At 69.2% G+C, this 16,223-nt stretch carries 11 protein-coding genes and 5 pseudogenes; 12 read left to right on the top strand and 4 right to left on the bottom strand.

What is annotated here, in order from left to right; all coding sequences use genetic code 11:
- Positions 1–69: 69 nt before the first annotated feature.
- Both ACFVYE_RS38690 and ACFVYE_RS38685 read left to right on the top strand, forming a co-directional pair.
- Positions 70–939 (top strand): annotated as a pseudogene (locus tag ACFVYE_RS38690) (ATP-binding protein); the annotation flags it as partial.
- A 159-nt stretch (positions 940–1,098) separates the two neighbouring features.
- A pseudogene (locus ACFVYE_RS38685) lies at positions 1,099–1,593 on the top strand (ISAzo13 family transposase); the annotation flags it as partial.
- Between the two features lie 123 nt (positions 1,594–1,716).
- Here ACFVYE_RS38685 and ACFVYE_RS38680 read toward each other — a convergent pair.
- The gene (locus ACFVYE_RS38680) at positions 1,717–3,204 is read right to left on the bottom strand and encodes an MFS transporter (RefSeq protein ID WP_389608526.1); all 1,488 of its coding nucleotides are present in this window, start codon (positions 3,202–3,204) and stop codon (positions 1,717–1,719) included.
- Positions 3,201–4,403 carry a M20 family metallopeptidase gene (locus tag ACFVYE_RS38675; RefSeq protein ID WP_389608525.1) on the bottom strand — a complete coding sequence of 401 codons (1,203 nt, stop codon included), beginning with the start codon at positions 4,401–4,403 and terminating at the stop codon, positions 3,201–3,203. The genes ACFVYE_RS38680 and ACFVYE_RS38675 overlap by 4 nt, the downstream gene beginning before the upstream one ends.
- A 104-nt stretch (positions 4,404–4,507) precedes the next feature.
- Here ACFVYE_RS38675 and ACFVYE_RS38670 point away from each other — a divergent pair, with 104 nt between their 5' ends.
- The 3 genes and pseudogenes from ACFVYE_RS38670 (at position 4,508) to ACFVYE_RS38660 (ending at position 8,458) form a co-directional block, all read left to right on the top strand.
- Positions 4,508–5,608: an Lrp/AsnC family transcriptional regulator gene (locus ACFVYE_RS38670; protein ID WP_389608524.1), complete on the top strand. Its 1,101-nt coding sequence runs from the start codon at positions 4,508–4,510 to the stop codon at positions 5,606–5,608.
- Positions 5,609–5,667: 59 nt separating this feature from the next.
- Positions 5,668–6,809, top strand: a pseudogene (locus tag ACFVYE_RS38665) (IS4 family transposase).
- Positions 6,810–7,426: 617 nt separating this feature from the next.
- Entirely contained in the window at positions 7,427–8,458 is a 1,032-nt protein-coding gene (locus ACFVYE_RS38660; RefSeq protein WP_389608523.1) for a hypothetical protein, read from the top strand.
- A 476-nt stretch (positions 8,459–8,934) separates the two neighbouring features.
- Here the strand turns inward: ACFVYE_RS38660 and ACFVYE_RS38655 are convergent.
- Both ACFVYE_RS38655 and ACFVYE_RS38650 read right to left on the bottom strand, forming a co-directional pair.
- A pseudogene (locus ACFVYE_RS38655) lies at positions 8,935–9,496 on the bottom strand (Ku protein); the annotation flags it as partial.
- A 357-nt stretch (positions 9,497–9,853) separates the two neighbouring features.
- A complete protein-coding gene (locus ACFVYE_RS38650; RefSeq protein WP_362207092.1) occupies positions 9,854–10,420 on the bottom strand; it encodes a TetR/AcrR family transcriptional regulator in 567 nt (188 codons plus the stop codon).
- A 152-nt stretch (positions 10,421–10,572) separates the two neighbouring features.
- Between ACFVYE_RS38650 and ACFVYE_RS38645 the strand changes: the two genes are divergently transcribed.
- From ACFVYE_RS38645 to ACFVYE_RS38615, 7 genes and pseudogenes are all read left to right on the top strand, one after another.
- The gene (locus ACFVYE_RS38645) at positions 10,573–12,042 is read left to right on the top strand and encodes an MFS transporter (protein WP_383973316.1); all 1,470 of its coding nucleotides are present in this window, start codon (positions 10,573–10,575) and stop codon (positions 12,040–12,042) included.
- A 141-nt stretch (positions 12,043–12,183) separates the two neighbouring features.
- Complete coding sequence (locus ACFVYE_RS38640) at positions 12,184–12,834, top strand: CatB-related O-acetyltransferase (protein WP_389608522.1); 651 nt, start codon at positions 12,184–12,186, stop codon at positions 12,832–12,834.
- A 48-nt stretch (positions 12,835–12,882) separates the two neighbouring features.
- Positions 12,883–14,160 (top strand): erythromycin esterase family protein, encoded by a 1,278-nt coding sequence (locus tag ACFVYE_RS38635; RefSeq protein ID WP_389608521.1) that lies wholly within the window; start codon positions 12,883–12,885, stop codon positions 14,158–14,160.
- Positions 14,157–14,369 (top strand): annotated as a pseudogene (locus tag ACFVYE_RS38630) (VOC family protein); the annotation flags it as partial. The gene ACFVYE_RS38635 and the pseudogene ACFVYE_RS38630, both read left to right, overlap by 4 nt.
- Positions 14,369–15,079 carry a hypothetical protein gene (locus ACFVYE_RS38625; RefSeq protein WP_389608543.1) on the top strand — a complete coding sequence of 237 codons (711 nt, stop codon included), beginning with the start codon at positions 14,369–14,371 and terminating at the stop codon, positions 15,077–15,079. The pseudogene ACFVYE_RS38630 and the gene ACFVYE_RS38625, both read left to right, overlap by 1 nt.
- Before the next feature lie 474 nt (positions 15,080–15,553).
- The gene (locus tag ACFVYE_RS38620) at positions 15,554–15,712 is read left to right on the top strand and encodes a GNAT family N-acetyltransferase (RefSeq protein WP_383973322.1); all 159 of its coding nucleotides are present in this window, start codon (positions 15,554–15,556) and stop codon (positions 15,710–15,712) included.
- A gap of 14 nt (positions 15,713–15,726) precedes the next feature.
- Positions 15,727–16,206, top strand: coding sequence for a hypothetical protein (locus ACFVYE_RS38615; RefSeq protein ID WP_389608520.1), 480 nt, complete (start codon positions 15,727–15,729; stop codon positions 16,204–16,206).
- Positions 16,207–16,223: the final 17 nt, after the last annotated feature.

The raw sequence follows: 16,223 nt of genomic DNA, 5'->3' as shown, positions 1-16,223 counted from the left end.
CGGTACGGGGCCCGAGTCCGCGGGCCCCGGCCGCGTCACCCACCCATCCTCTGCACTTGGAGCGAATGCGTGAGCACTCCGCCTTCCGCCCGTCCCCGCACCCCGGCCGGAGGCGGCTCCGACTACACCGCGCGGCACCTGCTCGTCCTCGAAGGACTGGAGGCCGTCCGCAAGCGCCCCGGCATGTATGTCGGGTCCACCGACAGCCGTGGCCTCATGCACTGCCTCTGGGAGATCATCGACAATTCAGTCGACGAGGCCCTGGGCGGGTACTGCGACCACATCGAGGTGATCCTCCACGAGGACTCCTCCGTGGAGGTTCGGGACAACGGCCGCGGCATCCCCGTGGACGTCGAGCCCAAGACCGGCCTCTCCGGGGTCGAGGTCGTCATGACCAAGCTGCACGCCGGCGGCAAGTTCGGCGGTGGGTCGTACGCGGCCTCCGGCGGCCTGCACGGCGTCGGCGCCTCCGTCGTCAACGCCCTTTCCACCCGCCTCGACATCGAAGTGGACAGGGCAGGCCACACCTACGCGATCGGCTTCCGCCGCGGCGTGCCCGGCTACTACTCCGGACTCGGTGAGGACACCGACTTCACCCCGGGCGAGGGCTGCGCAAGCGGAAGGCGAGGAGCCGCAAACGCGAACGGCACTGGGAACCGGACGCGGTACTGGGCGGACCGGCAGATCTTCCTCAAGGACGCCAAGCTCACGCTGGACACGCTCTACCAGCGTGCCCGCCAGACGGCCTTCCTCGTCCCCGGCCTGACCATCGTCGTCCGCGACGGGCGCGCCCTGGAAGGGGCCTGCAAGACCGAGGAGACCTTCCAGTTCGACGGGGGCATCAGCGAGTTCTGCGAGTACCTCGCCCAGGGCAAGCCGGCCTGCGACGTCCTGCGCCTGACCGGCACGGGTACCTTCAAGGAGACCGTCCCGGTCCTCGTCCACCCACCACCCGACCCCAGTTCTCCTCCACCGCATCGCGTCGTCCCGCGGCCTCACCAATGAAGACTTCGCAGTCCTCGATCAGTGACTCCGGGCTCGTACCTGACGCGGCTCGACCCGCGCCTCGCAGCATGGCCGTGCGCGCTGGTCTGGGCGGACCGGGATGCCCAGTTCCGCTACCTCAACGAGCAGGCCCGCGAGCACGGGGATGCCGGCCAGCCGGTGATCAGTGTGGACACCAAGAAGAAGGAACTCGTCGGCGACTTCAAGAATCACGGCCGCCAGTGGCGGCCCGCGGGTGACCCTGTGCCGGTGCATGTCCACGACTTCGCCGACCCTCACCTCGGCAAGGCCGTCCCGTACGGAATCTACGATCTGGCGGCGAACACCGGCTGGGTCAACGTCGGCACCGATCACGACACTGCTGCGTTCGCGGTGGAATCGATCCGCCGCTGGTGGCACGGCCAGGGCTGGCCCGCCTACCCGCAGGCGACACGACGGCTGATCACCGCCGACGCAGGCGGGTCCAACGGCTACCGCACCCGGGCCTGGAAGCTCGAACTCGCCCAGCTCGCCGCCGAAGCCAGGCTGACCATCACCGTGTGTCACCTGCCGCCCGGTCCTGCTCGCTATGTCCGCGAGCAGGCACGCGGCCGTGCCACGCGATCCGCGTGCTCCTTGATGCCGGGCCCCGCCCGCTGCCCCAGCTCGGGGTGAACCAACGTCTGTGGTCTTCGGGCCGCGGGAGTGCCGCCACACGGCGGAGCGTCGCGTTCAAGCCGCCCGACTGGGCCCCGGCGTGGCCGCGCCGCCTGTCGTACGCGCGCCGGAGCCGAGGTCCCCCGTCGCACCCGGAGCGTGCACCTCACGACCGGTCAGTATCTGGAGGACCAGAGCGCCCACGCACAGCAGTGCGCTCAGCCCCCAGATCGTCAGATAAGCGGAGAGTGCCGGGATCTCCGTACCCTCGACGACGAGGGAGCCGAGGACGACCGCCGAGCCCGCGCCCGCGACACTGCCGCCCAGGGTCTTCAGGTTGTTGTAGACGGCGGTCGCACTCGCCGTGCGGTCCGTGGCGCTGCGTTCCACGATCACAGTGGGTAGACCGCCCAAGGCCAGGCCCATGCCGAAGCCGGAGACGGCGGACGCCAGGGCGAACAGTGGCAGAGCGGCGTGCGCGGCGATCAGCCCCGCGTTCCCTGCCGCCATCAGTGCGAAGGAAAGCAGCAGTACACGACGGTAGCCGGTGCGGGCCGCCACCCGGGCCACGAGGCTCGCCCCGGCGAAGGCCAGCACATGCGGCACTGCGCCCCACGCGCTGATCTCCCAGGTCGTGAGTCCGAAGCCGTAGCCCTCGTCGGCCGTGGATGCGGCCAGATACGAGATGCCGACCGCCTGCCCGCCCAGCATCACCGCGCCGAAAAGGAAGCCTGAGACGTAGTACGGCGCGGACTGGCGGTGGGCCACCGCCCGGACGTCGACCAGGGCGTGCGGCCGGTCCCGTTCGAGCCGGACCCACCAGGCGAGCAGGGCCAGGGAGAGCACGAGTCCGCCCAGGGTGAGCGGAGAGGTCCAGCCCCAGGTCGCGCCGCGCGCCGTCGTGCCGAGGAACAGCAGCAGCGAGAGGCCGAGCAGCAGCGCCCCGGTCCAGTCCATCCGGCCTGGCGCACGCTTCCGTGACTCCGGGATCGCGCAGTACGACAGGGCCAGGCAGGCACACGCGAGCGCGGCGAGGACCGAGAGTGTGGCCCGGACGCCGCCGGTGAGTGCGAGCAGGGGGCCCACCAGGCCGTGGCCGAGGAGCGAGCCGAGGGTGAGCGCACCGACGAGAAGTCCCACTGCCCGCCGGCCGCCATCGAGGTCGAGCCGGTCCCGTGCGAGGCCGATCTCCAGTGGCAGCAGCGCCGCCAGCGGGCCCATCAGGGCACGGCCCATCAGCAGCACCGTCAGATTCGGTGCGAGGGCCACCAGGACGGTGCCCGCCGTGACGCAGGCCAGCGCGATCCGGGTGAGCCGACGGTGCCCGTACAGATCTCCGAGCCGCCCGAACGCGGGCACCGCGACGGCGGCCGCGAGGAACTGCACCGCCATGTACCACTGCGCCTGGGACGCGCTGATGGACTGCCAGTCCTGGACGGCCGGTACCAGCGCTGGGGCCGAGCCCTGGAGGAAGCCGCTGACCAGCTCGAAGACGACGAGCAGGCCGACTACTGCGGTCACCCGGGGCGCCGCCGCCTCCTCCGTCCTGAGCGGGGCCGTCATGCCGACGCGCCTGCGGCGAGCCGCTGCTCCGCGAGCTGGCTGAGCAGCGCCGCCTGGCGATGGAGCACCCGGTCGTCGAAGAGCGCCCGCGGGGAGTGGTTCTGGGGTGCATTCTCCACGTCCGCGCCTTCGGGCGCCGCGCCGACCAGCAGCATCGCGCCGGGCACCTTGTTCAGTACAAGGGAGAAGTCCTCCGAACCGCTGGCCGGCTGCGGCGCCTCCCACACCTCGCCCGCGCCGAACAGCTCGCGTGCCGTGTCCAGCGCGAACGCCGTCGCGGCCGGCTCGTTGACGGTAACCGGATAGAGCATCTCGTACTCCACCTCCACGTCCAGGCCGTGTGCGGCCGCGATCCCGCGCACCAGACGCGGCAGCCCATCGGCCAGCCGTTCGTGGTTGGCCTCGGAGTAGCTGCGTACGGTCGCCTCGAACTCGGCCGTGTCCGGGATGACGTTCTGCTGCGTACCGGCGTGCAGCCGCCCGACGGTCACCACCACCGGGTCGAAGATGTCGAAGGTGCGCGTCACCCAGTTCTGCAGCGCGGTCACCATCTCGCAGACGGCCGGCACCGGGTCCTTGGCGTGGTGCGGAGCCGAACCGTGCCCGCCCTCGCCGCGAACCGTCACCCGCAGGACGTCGGACGCCGTCATGACCGTGCCGGGCCGGGACGCGACCCAGCCGCCGGGCAGGCGATTGGCCGAGACGTGCAGGGCGAAGGCCGCGTCGAGCGGCTTGCCCGCCGCGCCCAGGACACCCTCGTCGATCATCGCGCCGGCACCGTTGTGCCCCTCCTCGCCCGGCTGGAACATGAACACCACATCGCCCTGGAGGCTCTCCCGGCGGTCCGCGAGCAGCGTCGCCGCGCCGACGAGCCCGGCGGTGTGCAGATCGTGCCCGCAGCCGTGCATCCGGCCCGGCAGCTCGGAGGCGTACTCCACCCCCGTCAGCTCGTCCACCGGCAGCGCGTCCATGTCCCCCCGCAGCAGCACCGCCCCGCCTGGACGGCCGCCGCGCAGCACGGCCGTGACCGAGGTCAGCTCCTGGCCCAGCGTGATGTCGAGGGGGAGACCGTCGAGCGCGGTGAGGACCTTCTCCTGCGTGCGCGGCAGCCGGAGGCCGAGCTCCGGCTCGCGGTGCAGCGAGCGGCGGAGCCGCACGAGATCGGGCTGGAGTTCCCTGGCGCGTTCCAGTACGGACATGCTGCGTCAACCTCCTGATACGGTTCCGGCCATCGGTGCGGCAAGACTGAAGTCCTGGACCGTCCAACCGACCCGAATCGCAGGAAACACGCAAGGGACCTCGAATGGCGCAGTATTCCGGCCACGGACCGGTACGGAATTCCGCGCACCGGGTGGTACGGGCGCTCGATGACGTCGACCAGGCCCTGGTGCACGCGCTGCAGATCGCCCCACGCGCCGGCTGGAACGAGATCGGCGCCGTACTCGGACTCGACGCCGTCACCGTGGCCCGCCGTTGGCACCGGCTCACCGAAGCCGGCGCCGCCTGGATCAGCTGCTCCCCGTCGCCCGCCCTCGCCGCGACCGGACAGGGACTGCTTGCCGTCGTCGAGGTGGACTGCGCCAGCGGCAGCCTGCTGGCTGTCGCCCGGGCCCTCGCCGAGTTGCCCCACGTCACCGCCGTCGAGCACGTCAGCGGAGACCGCGACCTCCTGCTCACGGTGATGGCCACAGACCTCGCCGCGCTCACCCACTGGGTGACCCGTGGCATCGGCGCGATGCAGGGCATCGTCGCCACCCGGACCCACCTCGCGAGCACCGTCTACACCGAAGGCAGCCGCTGGCGGCTGCGCGCCCTCGACCGCACCCAGATCGCCCGCCTCGCCGAAACCGGCGCTCCCCGTGCCGACACCCCCCTCTTCCCCCTCACCGACCTGGACCACGCCCTCGTCGGGGCCCTGTCCATGAACGGCCGCGCCACCTACCGCGCCCTGGCCGACGCCTGCGGAACGAGCCCGGACACGGTTCGTCGCCGACTCGGGCGGCTCTTCGCCGCCGGCATGCTCCAGCCCCGTTGCGAGGTCGCCCGCCCTCTGTCGGAGTGGCCGGTCACGGTGATCCTCTGGGGGAGAGTGACCGCGGGGGAGCTGGAGAGCGTCTCCCGCTCCGTCACCGGCGCCCGCGAGGTACGGCTGTGCGCCGGCCTCACCGGCCGGAACAACGTCCTCGTCGTGGCCTGGGTGAAGTCCCTCGCCGACGCCCAGCGCTTCGAGGTACGACTCGCCCAGCGCGCCCCCGGCCTGGACATCACCGACCGGGCCGTGGCCCTCTGGCCACTAAAGCTCAGCGGCCATCTGCTCGACGAACGCGGCTACCGCATCGGCGGCGTCCCGCTGGACGTCCGCACGGCCGACGCCAGCTGGCGAGATCCGGAAGACACTCCCTAACCTCAATACCGACAACTTAAGGGCAATTTGGTCGTTGTTGGTGTGCCAAGAGCCGTCAGTTGAAGTCATCTGGTGAGCGGTTGTCGGACCGGGTCGCGGTCGGGGTGTTGACACAGGCGTTTCCTCGGTCGCTTGTGGACGAGGTGTTGGAGGAGACGGGCCGGGTACAGCAGAGGAACCGTCTGTTGCCGGCCCGGCTGGTGGTCTACTTCGTGTTGGCGTTGTGTCTGTTCTCGGGGCAGAGCTATGAAGAGGTCGCCCGACTGCTGACAGCGGGTTTGCGGGGTGGCACCTCTGCGGCAGCTGTTCGCGCGGGTGTGCCGTCCGGTCGCCACATCGGACACTCAGGGTGCCTTCTACCGTGACTGGCGGCTGACCGCGATCGACGGCACCACGTTCGACCTGCCTGACACGAAGGCGAACGTGGAGGCGTTCGGGCCGTCCGCCGCGCTCCGGTCGGGGTGAACAGAACATCGGCTGCCCGCAGTTGCGCATGGTCGGCCTGGTGGAATGCGGCACCCATGCCAACTTCGACGCTGCGACCGGAGCCCTGCGCGCCGGAGAGCAGACTCTGGCCTGGGCAGTCCTGGTGTCTCTGCGGCCGGGGATGCTGCTGCTGGCCGACCGTGGCTTCTACGGCATGGACCTGTGGTGCAAAGCCGCGGCAACTGGGGCGGACCTGCTGTGGCGAGTCCGCAAAGACCTCGCACTGCCGGTAGTTGAGCAGCTGTCGGACGGCTCCTACCTCACGGAGATCTTCGACCGGAGCGACATCCACCACACCCGTCGCGGGGCGCCGGTGCGCGCGGTGGAGTACACCATCGCCGGCCACGAGGGCGTCTACCGGCTCCTCACCACGATCCTCGACCCGGGCAAGGCCCCAGCCGCGGAACTGGCCGCCCTCTACGCCCGGCGATGGGAGTTCGAGTCCACCCTCGACGAAATCAAGACCTGCCTTGGCGGGCCACGCCTGGCGCTGCGTTCGCAGCATCCTGATGGAGCCGAGCAGGAACTTTACGGTTTCCTGCTCGTCCACCACGCCGTCCGACATCTGATGCACCAAGCCGCACGACAGGCCGACCAGGACCCCGACAGGATCTCCTTCACCCGTTCACTGCGTGTCGTGCGCCGCCAGGTCACCGGCCAGGCGGCATTTTCCCCCGGGCAGACTCGCTTGCGCGGTCAGAGCCACCCACGCTGAAAACCTCGAACGCCCCCTGCCGCCGAGACGCCGCCGATCCAACCCCCGCGTCATCAAACGCAAAGTCGCCGGCTGGCCCCTCAAACGTGCCGCCCACCGGACTGCAGACCGCCCACCCACCACGGCCACCACCCTCGTTGGCGCCACCAAGCACAAACGGGTCAAACGCACACCAAAGCGCTAAGTTGCCGGTATTGAGGTTAGGGCGCGTATTAAGTCGTGATCATGTGGACGGGTGAGGTCTTCGATCCAGATCACTGAGGCCCGGTGCCGAGGGCGGGACGAGCGAGGCGATGAACATGCAGGCACGGCTGGTCGGCTCCATGGCGCTGGTCGATCTGACGGTGCACGCGTAAGACCGGGCGCGGACGACGGGGCAGGCATACGAGGCGGTTCCGGAGGTCGTGGCTCCGCTCGCGGACGTGTTGGCCGAGCTGTCGCCGACGGCCGGGAAGATTGGTGTGTTCGGGGAGCCGGTGGCGGTCGGGGCGAAGGCGTCGGCGTTCGCGCGGCTGCTCGCGGCTACGGGGCGTGCCCCGTACCGGTCTTGAGCGGCCGAGTGCTGAACCGGCCGAGAGGGTCGGCTGGCTGTCAGTGACCCTTCTTATGCTGACGCCATGGAGATCACCAAGCGGACACTTGCGGAGGCCTGGCAGCGGACGGTGGCCGGACACGCCCTGCTCCACGAGGTCGGGCTGCCCCCCGTGGCGCTCTCGGACGACGAGCTGGAGGGGTGGGCCGAGCGCGCTGAGGAGGCGGAGGACGGCGGCCTGTGTCTGCTGCTGGATGAGGACGGCACAGTGCGCGGCCATGACGGTCCCTACCGGGAGGTCTTTGCCACCCGCGACCTCGAACAGGCGCTTTACCTGATCACCGAGGCCGCGATGCGTCGGCGCTGCGGCAGCCTCGAGGAGGTGGCCGCCGCGCTGGAGCGGATCGATCCGGTGTGGGGCAGACGGTTCCGCAGTGGCGGCCTGGACGACGCGGGGACGGTCGAGGCGTGCGGGCGCGACCCACTGGAGAGGCTTGCCTGGATAGCGGGGTCCTGGCGTGAGCAGGACCCATACACGACCCTTGCCTTCTTCCGCGCGGCGCCCGGGCAAACCGTTGACGCCGAGCGGCTGGCCCTGCTGTACGGCGCTGATCCCGCACAGGTCGCTGCCGGCACGCGCCTGAAGGACCTGCAGGCCGTGGACAGCGGCCGGGCCTACTGGGACCGCCAGTGGGAGAGCTGCTGTTTCGGGCAAGCAGGCAAGTGGACGTTCCTGCTGCACCACGACACGCCGCCGGGGTCCTTCGCTGACAAGGAGGCATACGCGGCGCTCGGGATTAAGGAGAGCGTGTGGCTGACCGCCACCTCCGCGAAGGCCATCTACACGTTCGACTACATGAGGGACGGTCGCCGCGTCGACGACGACTGGGGCCTGCTGGAGCTGATCTGGTACGAGCGCGGCCGTGCCCCCTATCTGCGGGGCGGCGAGCTGGACTTCCTCAACCGTGCCGTGCGCCGTGCCGAGCTGGACCACCCCGAACTGACTAACACGTTCGAGCTGTACTTCCACGCCTTGGAGGAGTCCCTCGGCCTGCGTCTGCCGCGCCGGGACTTCGCGGAGGGGGAGGTGCGGGCCGCATACTGGGCCGGGGAATAGTGGTGAGTACGGCGAGGGGGCGCTCATGGAGCAGAAGCAGGTTCTGGAGCGCGTATCGAAACTTGACCCGGCTGATTCAGCGGAATTGATCGATCTGACGTTCTGATAGCAGAAAAGGTTCCTTGACCTGCGAGGATGCGAGTGTCTACGTCGTATCCGGCACAAGAGTCAGGGCACCTTTCTGGTGAGCGAGCGTACAGAGTGGGACCGTCGGCTGCGTGTGCGGGCCGATGGCAAGGGGCTTGGTCGGACACGCTGCGCCGGTGCGCGGACAAGGTGGGGCTGGCCGGCGCCCTCGCCGCTGTGCTGCCGGTGGGTGTCGGGCGAGGCTGGCGCGACCGGGCGACGCTGGTGGTCCAGCTGGCGGTGGCCATCGTGCTCGGCGCGACGAATCTGAGCGAGGCCGAACAACTCGGCCTGCACCACCGGGGCTTGGTCCGCCGCCGTGTAGTCCGGCACCGGAGCCAGTCCCGGGGTCTCTTCGCGGTCGCCGTCTTCTTGGCTGCGGTCTTCTTCGCGGCCGTTCTTGCGGGGCTGCATCTTGTGCACGGTCGCGCCCTCGGCGTGCTCACCGCGGCTCTCCTTGGCTGCCTCCACGGAGGCGTTCAGGGCGGCCATCAGGTCCACGACCTTCCCGGACCACCGCTCCTCGTCCTCGGCCGGCTCCGGGAGTTCCTTGCCCTCCGACTTCGCCGCGATCAGTTCCTCCAGGGCGTCGCGGTACTGGTCCCGGAATCCGGAGATGTCGTCCATGGTCATGGTGTCGGTGAGTTGGACGGCGCGTTCGATCTCGTCGTCGTCCAGGTCGGTGGCCTTGGGTGTGAGGGATTCGGGGCTGCGGATCTCGTCCGGCCACCGCATCGAGTGCAGCACGATGGCGCCCTCACGTACCCGCAGCAGGCCGAGGCGCTCGCGGTTGTGCCACGCGAATTTGGCGACGGCGACTTTGCCGGAGCGCTCCAGCGCCTTGCGGAGCAGAGTGTAGGGCTTGGCGGCGATCTGTCCGTCGACCGCAAGGAAGCAGGAGTCGCTGATGCGGTTGTGGGCACTGTTTGAACGTGCCCGTTGACCGCCTTCTAGCTCAGGCGGTCGGCGTGTGGCCAGGGCCATGGACAGGGCGCGTCCGGCTCCGGCGATACCGACCACTGACCGAGCACATCCGCCGCTTCGACGAATACTCCTCCCACGAGCTCGCCGACGAGCCCGACGCCTACGACCCGCACCTGACGTCGAATTCACCCCGATCCGCGGCGACGGCCCGCCGGCCGACGGATTCAGCCAGGTCGCGCGAGCCGGCCAAGGGGCGGATGCCGAGCGGGCCGGGCGCGTGTCGGCGAGCACCTCACGGTGCCGTAGCACTGCGTCCGAGGGCTGATCCCGGGGACCGGGTTCAGGTCACAGCAACCGGTCGACCAGCCCGTCGATGTAGTCCGGGGTGAGCGGGCCCATGCCGAACAAGACGCGGATATACATCGGGGCCAGGATGTGATCCAGCACCCCGAGCGCGTCGGGTGCGTGCTCGCCACGTTCGCGGGCGCGATCGAGCATGGACTGCAGTTGCCGGGTGCGTTCGGCGCGGAGGTCGTCACGAGCCTGCAGGCCCTGCTGACCGTTGCTGGACAGGGCGACGGCCAGGTGCAGCACCGCCGGACCGTCGGGTCCAGTGATCTCGCGGGCCACCTGGGCCGCGTAAGTGCGCAGGTCGCCGGCCAGGCTCCCGGTGTCGGGCATCGGCGACTGCGTGTTGAGGCGGGTGAGCGCCACGTCGCTGAGCAGGGTTTCCAGGCTGCCCCACCGGCGGTAGATGCTGCTGTCGGCTACGCCTGCACGGGCTGCGACGTCGCCGACGGTGAAGTTGCCGTAGCCGCGCTCGCTGATCAGGTTGGTCACGGCCTGGTGTACCTGCGCGCCGACGCGGGCGCTGCGCCCACCGGGCCGCCGGGCTCGCTGACTCTCGTTCATGCCCCCCACCTTAACGCAGTCGTGACTTGCGTTTGCGGGGCGAGCCCTCTTATAGTCGCCTAACGCAGTCGCTGACTGCTTTAGGGCGCTCAGGTGTATCGCCACCCGTGCCGACCGTGGCCGGGTGCAACTACCGATCGAGGGGGATCCCCATGGCTGCATCGCATGCGACCGTAGGCGGTCGATCAAACCGGGCCGTGCTGCTCATGGTGGCCTGCCTGGGCCAGTTCATGGTCCTGCTCGACAACACGATTGTTGGAGCGGCGCTGCCCGATATGCAGCTCCGGCTGGACACTCAGCTGACCGGTCTGCAATGGATCGTCGACGCGTACGTACTGCTGGTCGCCATGCTGCTGCTGTCCGGCGGTGTCTTCGCCGACCGGTTCGGCCGCAAGCGGGTGTACCTGACCGGCGTGGCGGTGTTCATCGCCGCGTCGCTGCTGTGCAGCCTCGCCCCCTCGGTCGGCTGGCTGGTCGCCGGCCGGGTGCTGCAGGGCATCGGGGCCGCGGCGCTGAGCCCTGCCTCGCTTGCCCTGCTCGCCGCCGCATATCCCGTGCCGCAAGAACGAATCAAGGCGATCGGGCTGTGGGCCGGATTCAGCGGAATCGGTCTGGCCGCAGGCCCCGTGGCCGGCGGGGTGCTGACAGAAGCCTTCGGCTGGCCCGCCATCTTCCTGGTCAATCTGCCCATCGGCGTGGTCCTGCTGCTGGTCGGCGTACGTCACCTCGGCGAGTCCTGCAATCCGAGCGCCCCCGCGATTGACATCCCGGGCACGGTGCTGTCCGTTCTGGCGGTGGGGGTACTGACCTACGGGCTGATCGAGGGTGGTGCCCGCGGCTGGACCTCACCGGTCATCCTGGGCAGCTTCGCCGCCGCGGCGATCCTCCTCGCCGCCTTCGTAGCCGTCGAAGCGCGTCGTTCCGCTCCGATGCTGCCGCTGCCGCTGTTCCGGCAGCGCCTGTTCACCGTGTCCAACACCGCCATGGTCGTGGTGGGGTTCGCGCTCATGGGTTCATCGTTCTTCTTCTCCCAGTTCTTCGTGTATGTCCAGGGCAGCTCGATCCTGCGCGCCGGCCTGCAGACCCTGCCGGTGTCCCTCGCCATGGTGATCGTCAGCCCGTACGCGGGTCGGCTCGCCGCCCGGTACGGCTTCCGAATCGTGGTTACCACCGGCCTGGCCCTGGCCGGCCTGGGACTGCTGGCGCTCGGCATGGTGCACGCCGACACCGGCTACGGGAACGTGTGGTGGCGGCTGGGACTCACCGGCATCGGCTTCGCCCTGGCCATGTCACCGCTGACAGGCGCCGCCATCCAAGCAGTCAGCCCGCAGGAAGGCGGCCTCGCATCAGGCATCAGCAGCACCACCCGGCAGATCGGCGCGGTGCTCGGCGTGGCGGTACTCGGAGCCATCGTCCGCACCCGGCAATCCGGCGGCGCCTCCTTCGAGACCGGCCTCAACAGCGCCTTCCTCGCTGCCGGCACCGTCACTTTGGCCAGCGCCTTGTTCACCGGCCTGTGGCTGGCGAGGTCCAGGCCCGCGGAAGGCTCCGCGGCGCCGCATCGTTCCACCGATCCAGATGCGGTCACCACCTCGAACGAGGCATCCGTGAACAGCCGTTGACAACAACAACCGCCTTGGCCGGGAGAAGCGGCTGCGCGCCGAGAGCGTCGACATCACCATGCCGCTGCCCAGGACCCCTGGGCGAACGCTACTTCCAGGTCACCGCGTACCGACCGCTCGCACACGATAAGGACGTCCGCCGTGCACGTACCCGCCGACCCCACAGTCCTGCACCCGATGCCTGACCAGCCGCGGGTGGTACTGCTCAAGCCGTTGGTCACGTCCCCGCTGATCGACGTCGGGGAGTACTCCTACTACGACGACCCCGACGACGCGACCGCGTTCGAGACCCGCAACGTGCTGTACCACTACGGGCCGGAGCGGCTGGTCATCGGCAAGTTCTGCGCGCTGGGCACGGGGGTGCGGTTCATCATGAACGGCGCCAACCACCGCATGGACGGCCCCTCGACCTTTCCCTTCCCCACTCTGGGCGGCTCCTGGGCCGACCACTTCGACCTGCTGACTGGCCTGCCCAACCGCGGGGACACCGTCGTCGGCAATGATGTCTGGTTCGGCCACAGCACGACCGTCATGCCCGGCGTACGCATCGGACACGGCGTGATCATTGCCAGCAGCTCCGTGGTCACCAAGGACGTCCCCGACTACGGCATCGTCGGCGGCAACCCGGCCCGTCTCCTGCGCACCCGCTACAGCGACAGGGACATCGCCCGGCTGCTCGCGCTGGCCTGGTGGGACTGGCCCCCGGAGCACATCAGCGAGCACGTACGGACCCTCATGTCCGGCAGTGTCGACCAGTTGCAGGACGTGGCACCCTCCCTCCCACACCCGTAATCCACCGCCCACGCGTTCGCCATCACCTCTCGGAGAGGAGCCGCCACCATGCCCGCCGCCACCGATCGAACCTCCTTCACCGACTGGCTCCACGGCCATGCCACCCCGCTCAGCCACCTCGACCCGGCAGCGCCCCTGGACGACCTGGAACCGCTGCGCGACATCCTCGACGGTGCCCGCGTGGTCGCCCTCGGCGAACACTCCCACTTCATCAACGAGTTCGCCGCGATGCGCCAGCGCATCCTGCAATTCCTCGTCGAACGCTGCGGCTTCACCGTCCTGGCCTTCGAGTACGGCTTCTGCGAAGCCATACCCCTCGATGCCTGGACCCACGGCACGGGAGCGGACGACGACCTCTCCGCACTCCTGGCAACCGCGGTCCCCATCGGACTCCAGGAACCACTGCGGTTCATCCGCCGCCACAACCGCACCGCCGCGAAACCGGTCCGCTTCGCAGGAATCGACATCCCGGCGGCCGGCGGGTCGCTGCTCCCCGCCCTGGCCCCGGTCGCCGACTACCTCCACCACACCGACCCGGAAACCCTGCCGATGGTCCAGAGCGCGACCACGATCGCCGCGTCCTTCGCCGGTGACTCGGCAGCCGTGGCCGCACCCGCATGGGCGCGTCTGACCACCACCGACCAGGACACCCTCAGCGCGCTCTTGGCGCGGCTGCTCATCCGATTCCGTTCCCTGAAACCGCTGTACCTCTCCCGCGGAGACCGGCACAGCTACGACACCGCCCTGCGATGCCTGGAGGCCGCCTGCCACGGCGATTACACCTTCCGCGCCATGGCCGCCCTCTTCGCCGGAGACGGTCTCACAGCCGACACCTCCGCCCGCGACCTCTACATGGCGGAGTCACTTCTGTGGCACCTGAACCGACTCGAACCCACGGCCCGCGTCGTACTGATGGCGCACAACGCCCACATCCAGAGGACGCCGATCGCCTTCGACGGCCTCCTCACAGGGCTCCCCATGGGACAGCACCTGCACCACGCCCTCGGTGACTCGTACTTCGCTCTCGGCCTGACCAGCGTCACCGGGCACACCGCCGACATGCGTCGTGACGAGGCCGCTCCCTTTGGATTCACCGTCCACGACACCCCGCTGGAGCCACCCGCGCCGGGAAGCATCGAAGCGGCCTTCGCCGAGACCCGCCTCGGACTCGCCGTCGCTGATCTTCGTCAGGCCCGGGCCGAGAACCTCAGCGCCCCTGACCGCATCCGTATGCAGGGGATCCACCAGCACACCCCGGTCATCGACGCATTCGACGGCATCCTCAGCACACCCGCCTCCACCACCACCGAGCTGGAGAAGCCATGACCAGCAGGTTCACCGAATTGGTCGTCGATTGCCACGATCCGCAGCGGCTCGCGGCCTTCTGGTGCGAAGTCCTGGACTTCACCGTGCTCGACCGGAGCGAGGGCAAGGTCGAGATCGGCTCCTGGGAGCCGACCGTCGAAGCTGTCCGAGCCGGCCAGATGACGCCAACGCTGGTGTTCATCCAGGTGCCCGAGGGCCCAACGGCCAGGTGCGGCCCAACGGCATCTGGCTGCCGGACGACTGCGAGACGCTGGCGAATCCTGCCACCGCGGCAGGGGAACTCACACGTGATCAAGCAGCTGACGCCGCTCCTGCCATCGACGAGATGGGCACCACCGCCATCGAGTGGTTCGTGATGCGTACGGTCGTCAACAACGACCTGGTGATGACTGCGCCGCACTCGGGCAGCGGACCGATGACCTTCGCCACCCGGAACGACAGCGACCAGTACCAGCACTGGACCATTGCGTACGCCCGCCTCCACGGCGAGTACACCATCATGCTCTTCATCAACCGTGCCACCAACAAGGGCATCGGCCGGGACAGCAAGGACCCGTACCTGCGGGACAACGACCCCTCGGACTACGCCGGGGTCGGAGGGGTCCTGCAGCCTCCCTTCCCCCAAGTCGGCTACCGGATCACCGCGGTCATGACACGCGAGCCCGTGGAATGTCCCGCGGGTGAGGATCCGACTCGACTCAGTCGGGCTATGGCTCCGGTGGATCCGCGTGCGCAGGAGGTCAAGTTCTCGGCCAAGGGGCCGGACGGCAAGTCCGTGGGATTGACCGTGGATCTCCTCAACGACGCCTGTGACGGCCCCCGGACTCGCATTCCCACCGCGATCTGGAAGGTCGTGGCCCTCGCCGCGACCTCCGCCGGAGACGTCGGCATCACCTACGCGCCTCCTGGCCGCGCCTGATGTAGGGATGCCATGAACGGCATGCCGGCGAGAACCGACTCCGCTGCCCCCTGACTGTCGCCTCCTGGCAGCCGTGCCGTCCGGCCATGGACGACAGCGGATCGGTAGTTGGACAACCCAGCCCCGGGGCACAGACGACCGATTAAGCCCCCCCGCAGCGCTATGGAACTGGGGGGTAGCCAAGCGGAAGAAAGGACGACTTCCGCAGGAGCAGGAGTGCCGACCGCAGCGAGAAGCCCCCGGGGAGCCGGAGCCGCCGCTCCGCTGAAGTCCACCGTGCCCCCGGAGAGCGCCGCGGTGCTGAAGTCGATCCGGCTGCCGGAGAACCACTGCAGCCCGGGCGTTCGTGGAGCAGAACAACATGGCCGAGTCCATGGCCAGCCTCAGCCTTACCCTGATTGCCGCTGACGGCCCCAAGACCGGCCGATCGGCGCACTGTCCGTCACCGCTCCCGGCACCATCATGGAGAGAGCGATGGATCAGGCTGGCTACGAGCCTCTGCGTGCCCTGACCCTGGGTCTGGCCGTCGCCAAGGTCCACGGCCTGGCGGTTGCCGAGACGGCACGCGGACAGGGACTCGCCGCCGCCCTGCTCAAGCGGGCCTGGCAGGTCTACCGGCCTCGGGACTGGTGAGCTCTCATGTTGATGTGTCGCGTATTCGCTGGGATTTCACGGCATTGGTCACGGTGAGTAGCTGGTTCAGGGTGGTTTTCCGTGGGCCAGGTTGGGACGATGTGGGAATGGCGAGTGATTTGGCGGAGCCGTCAGCTTCGGAGTTGGCAGAGGGCATGCGCGCTGCGCTCATGCATGCCCGGTGGGATCCGGACGGTGATCCGGCGGTCGCCGTTGATGTGCTGGGCGCCTTGGTCGAAGGCGTGTGTGGTCCGGTCGGTTCGGTGGCGGTCGGACGGATCGTTTTCGACTCGGAGGCTCTGGGAACGGTGTACCTGTTCTGTGCTTCGGTGAACAAGGCCCTTGATCGGAATCACCCGGCGCGGCCGCCCGCTCACCGGGGTTTGTCGCTTGCGGAGCATCTCGCCTTCGTGCAGCCCTTGCTGCCCGGATTTCATCGGCGGCAGCAGGAGGTACTACAGCTTCTGGACCAGGAGTTTCCGCCAGACAACTGATCTCGCGAGCGTGCGGA

The organism is Streptomyces sp. NPDC058239 (assembly GCF_042882185.1).
GTDB lineage: Bacteria > Actinomycetota > Actinomycetes > Streptomycetales > Streptomycetaceae > Streptomyces.
This window is presented reverse-complemented; position numbering and strand designations above follow the sequence as displayed.

Coding starts and splice junctions, on each gene's coding strand:
- ACFVYE_RS38680 (WP_389608526.1), bottom strand. CDS start 3,204: ATGACGGCCCCGCTCAGGACGGAGGAGGCGGCGGCGCCCCGGGTGACC.
- ACFVYE_RS38675 (WP_389608525.1), bottom strand. CDS start 4,403: ATGTCCGTACTGGAACGCGCCAGGGAACTCCAGCCCGATCTCGTGCGG.
- ACFVYE_RS38670 (WP_389608524.1), top strand. CDS start 4,508: ATGGCGCAGTATTCCGGCCACGGACCGGTACGGAATTCCGCGCACCGG.
- ACFVYE_RS38660 (WP_389608523.1), top strand. CDS start 7,427: ATGGAGATCACCAAGCGGACACTTGCGGAGGCCTGGCAGCGGACGGTG.
- ACFVYE_RS38650 (WP_362207092.1), bottom strand. CDS start 10,420: ATGAACGAGAGTCAGCGAGCCCGGCGGCCCGGTGGGCGCAGCGCCCGC.
- ACFVYE_RS38645 (WP_383973316.1), top strand. CDS start 10,573: ATGGCTGCATCGCATGCGACCGTAGGCGGTCGATCAAACCGGGCCGTG.
- ACFVYE_RS38635 (WP_389608521.1), top strand. CDS start 12,883: ATGCCCGCCGCCACCGATCGAACCTCCTTCACCGACTGGCTCCACGGC.
- ACFVYE_RS38620 (WP_383973322.1), top strand. CDS start 15,554: ATGGATCAGGCTGGCTACGAGCCTCTGCGTGCCCTGACCCTGGGTCTG.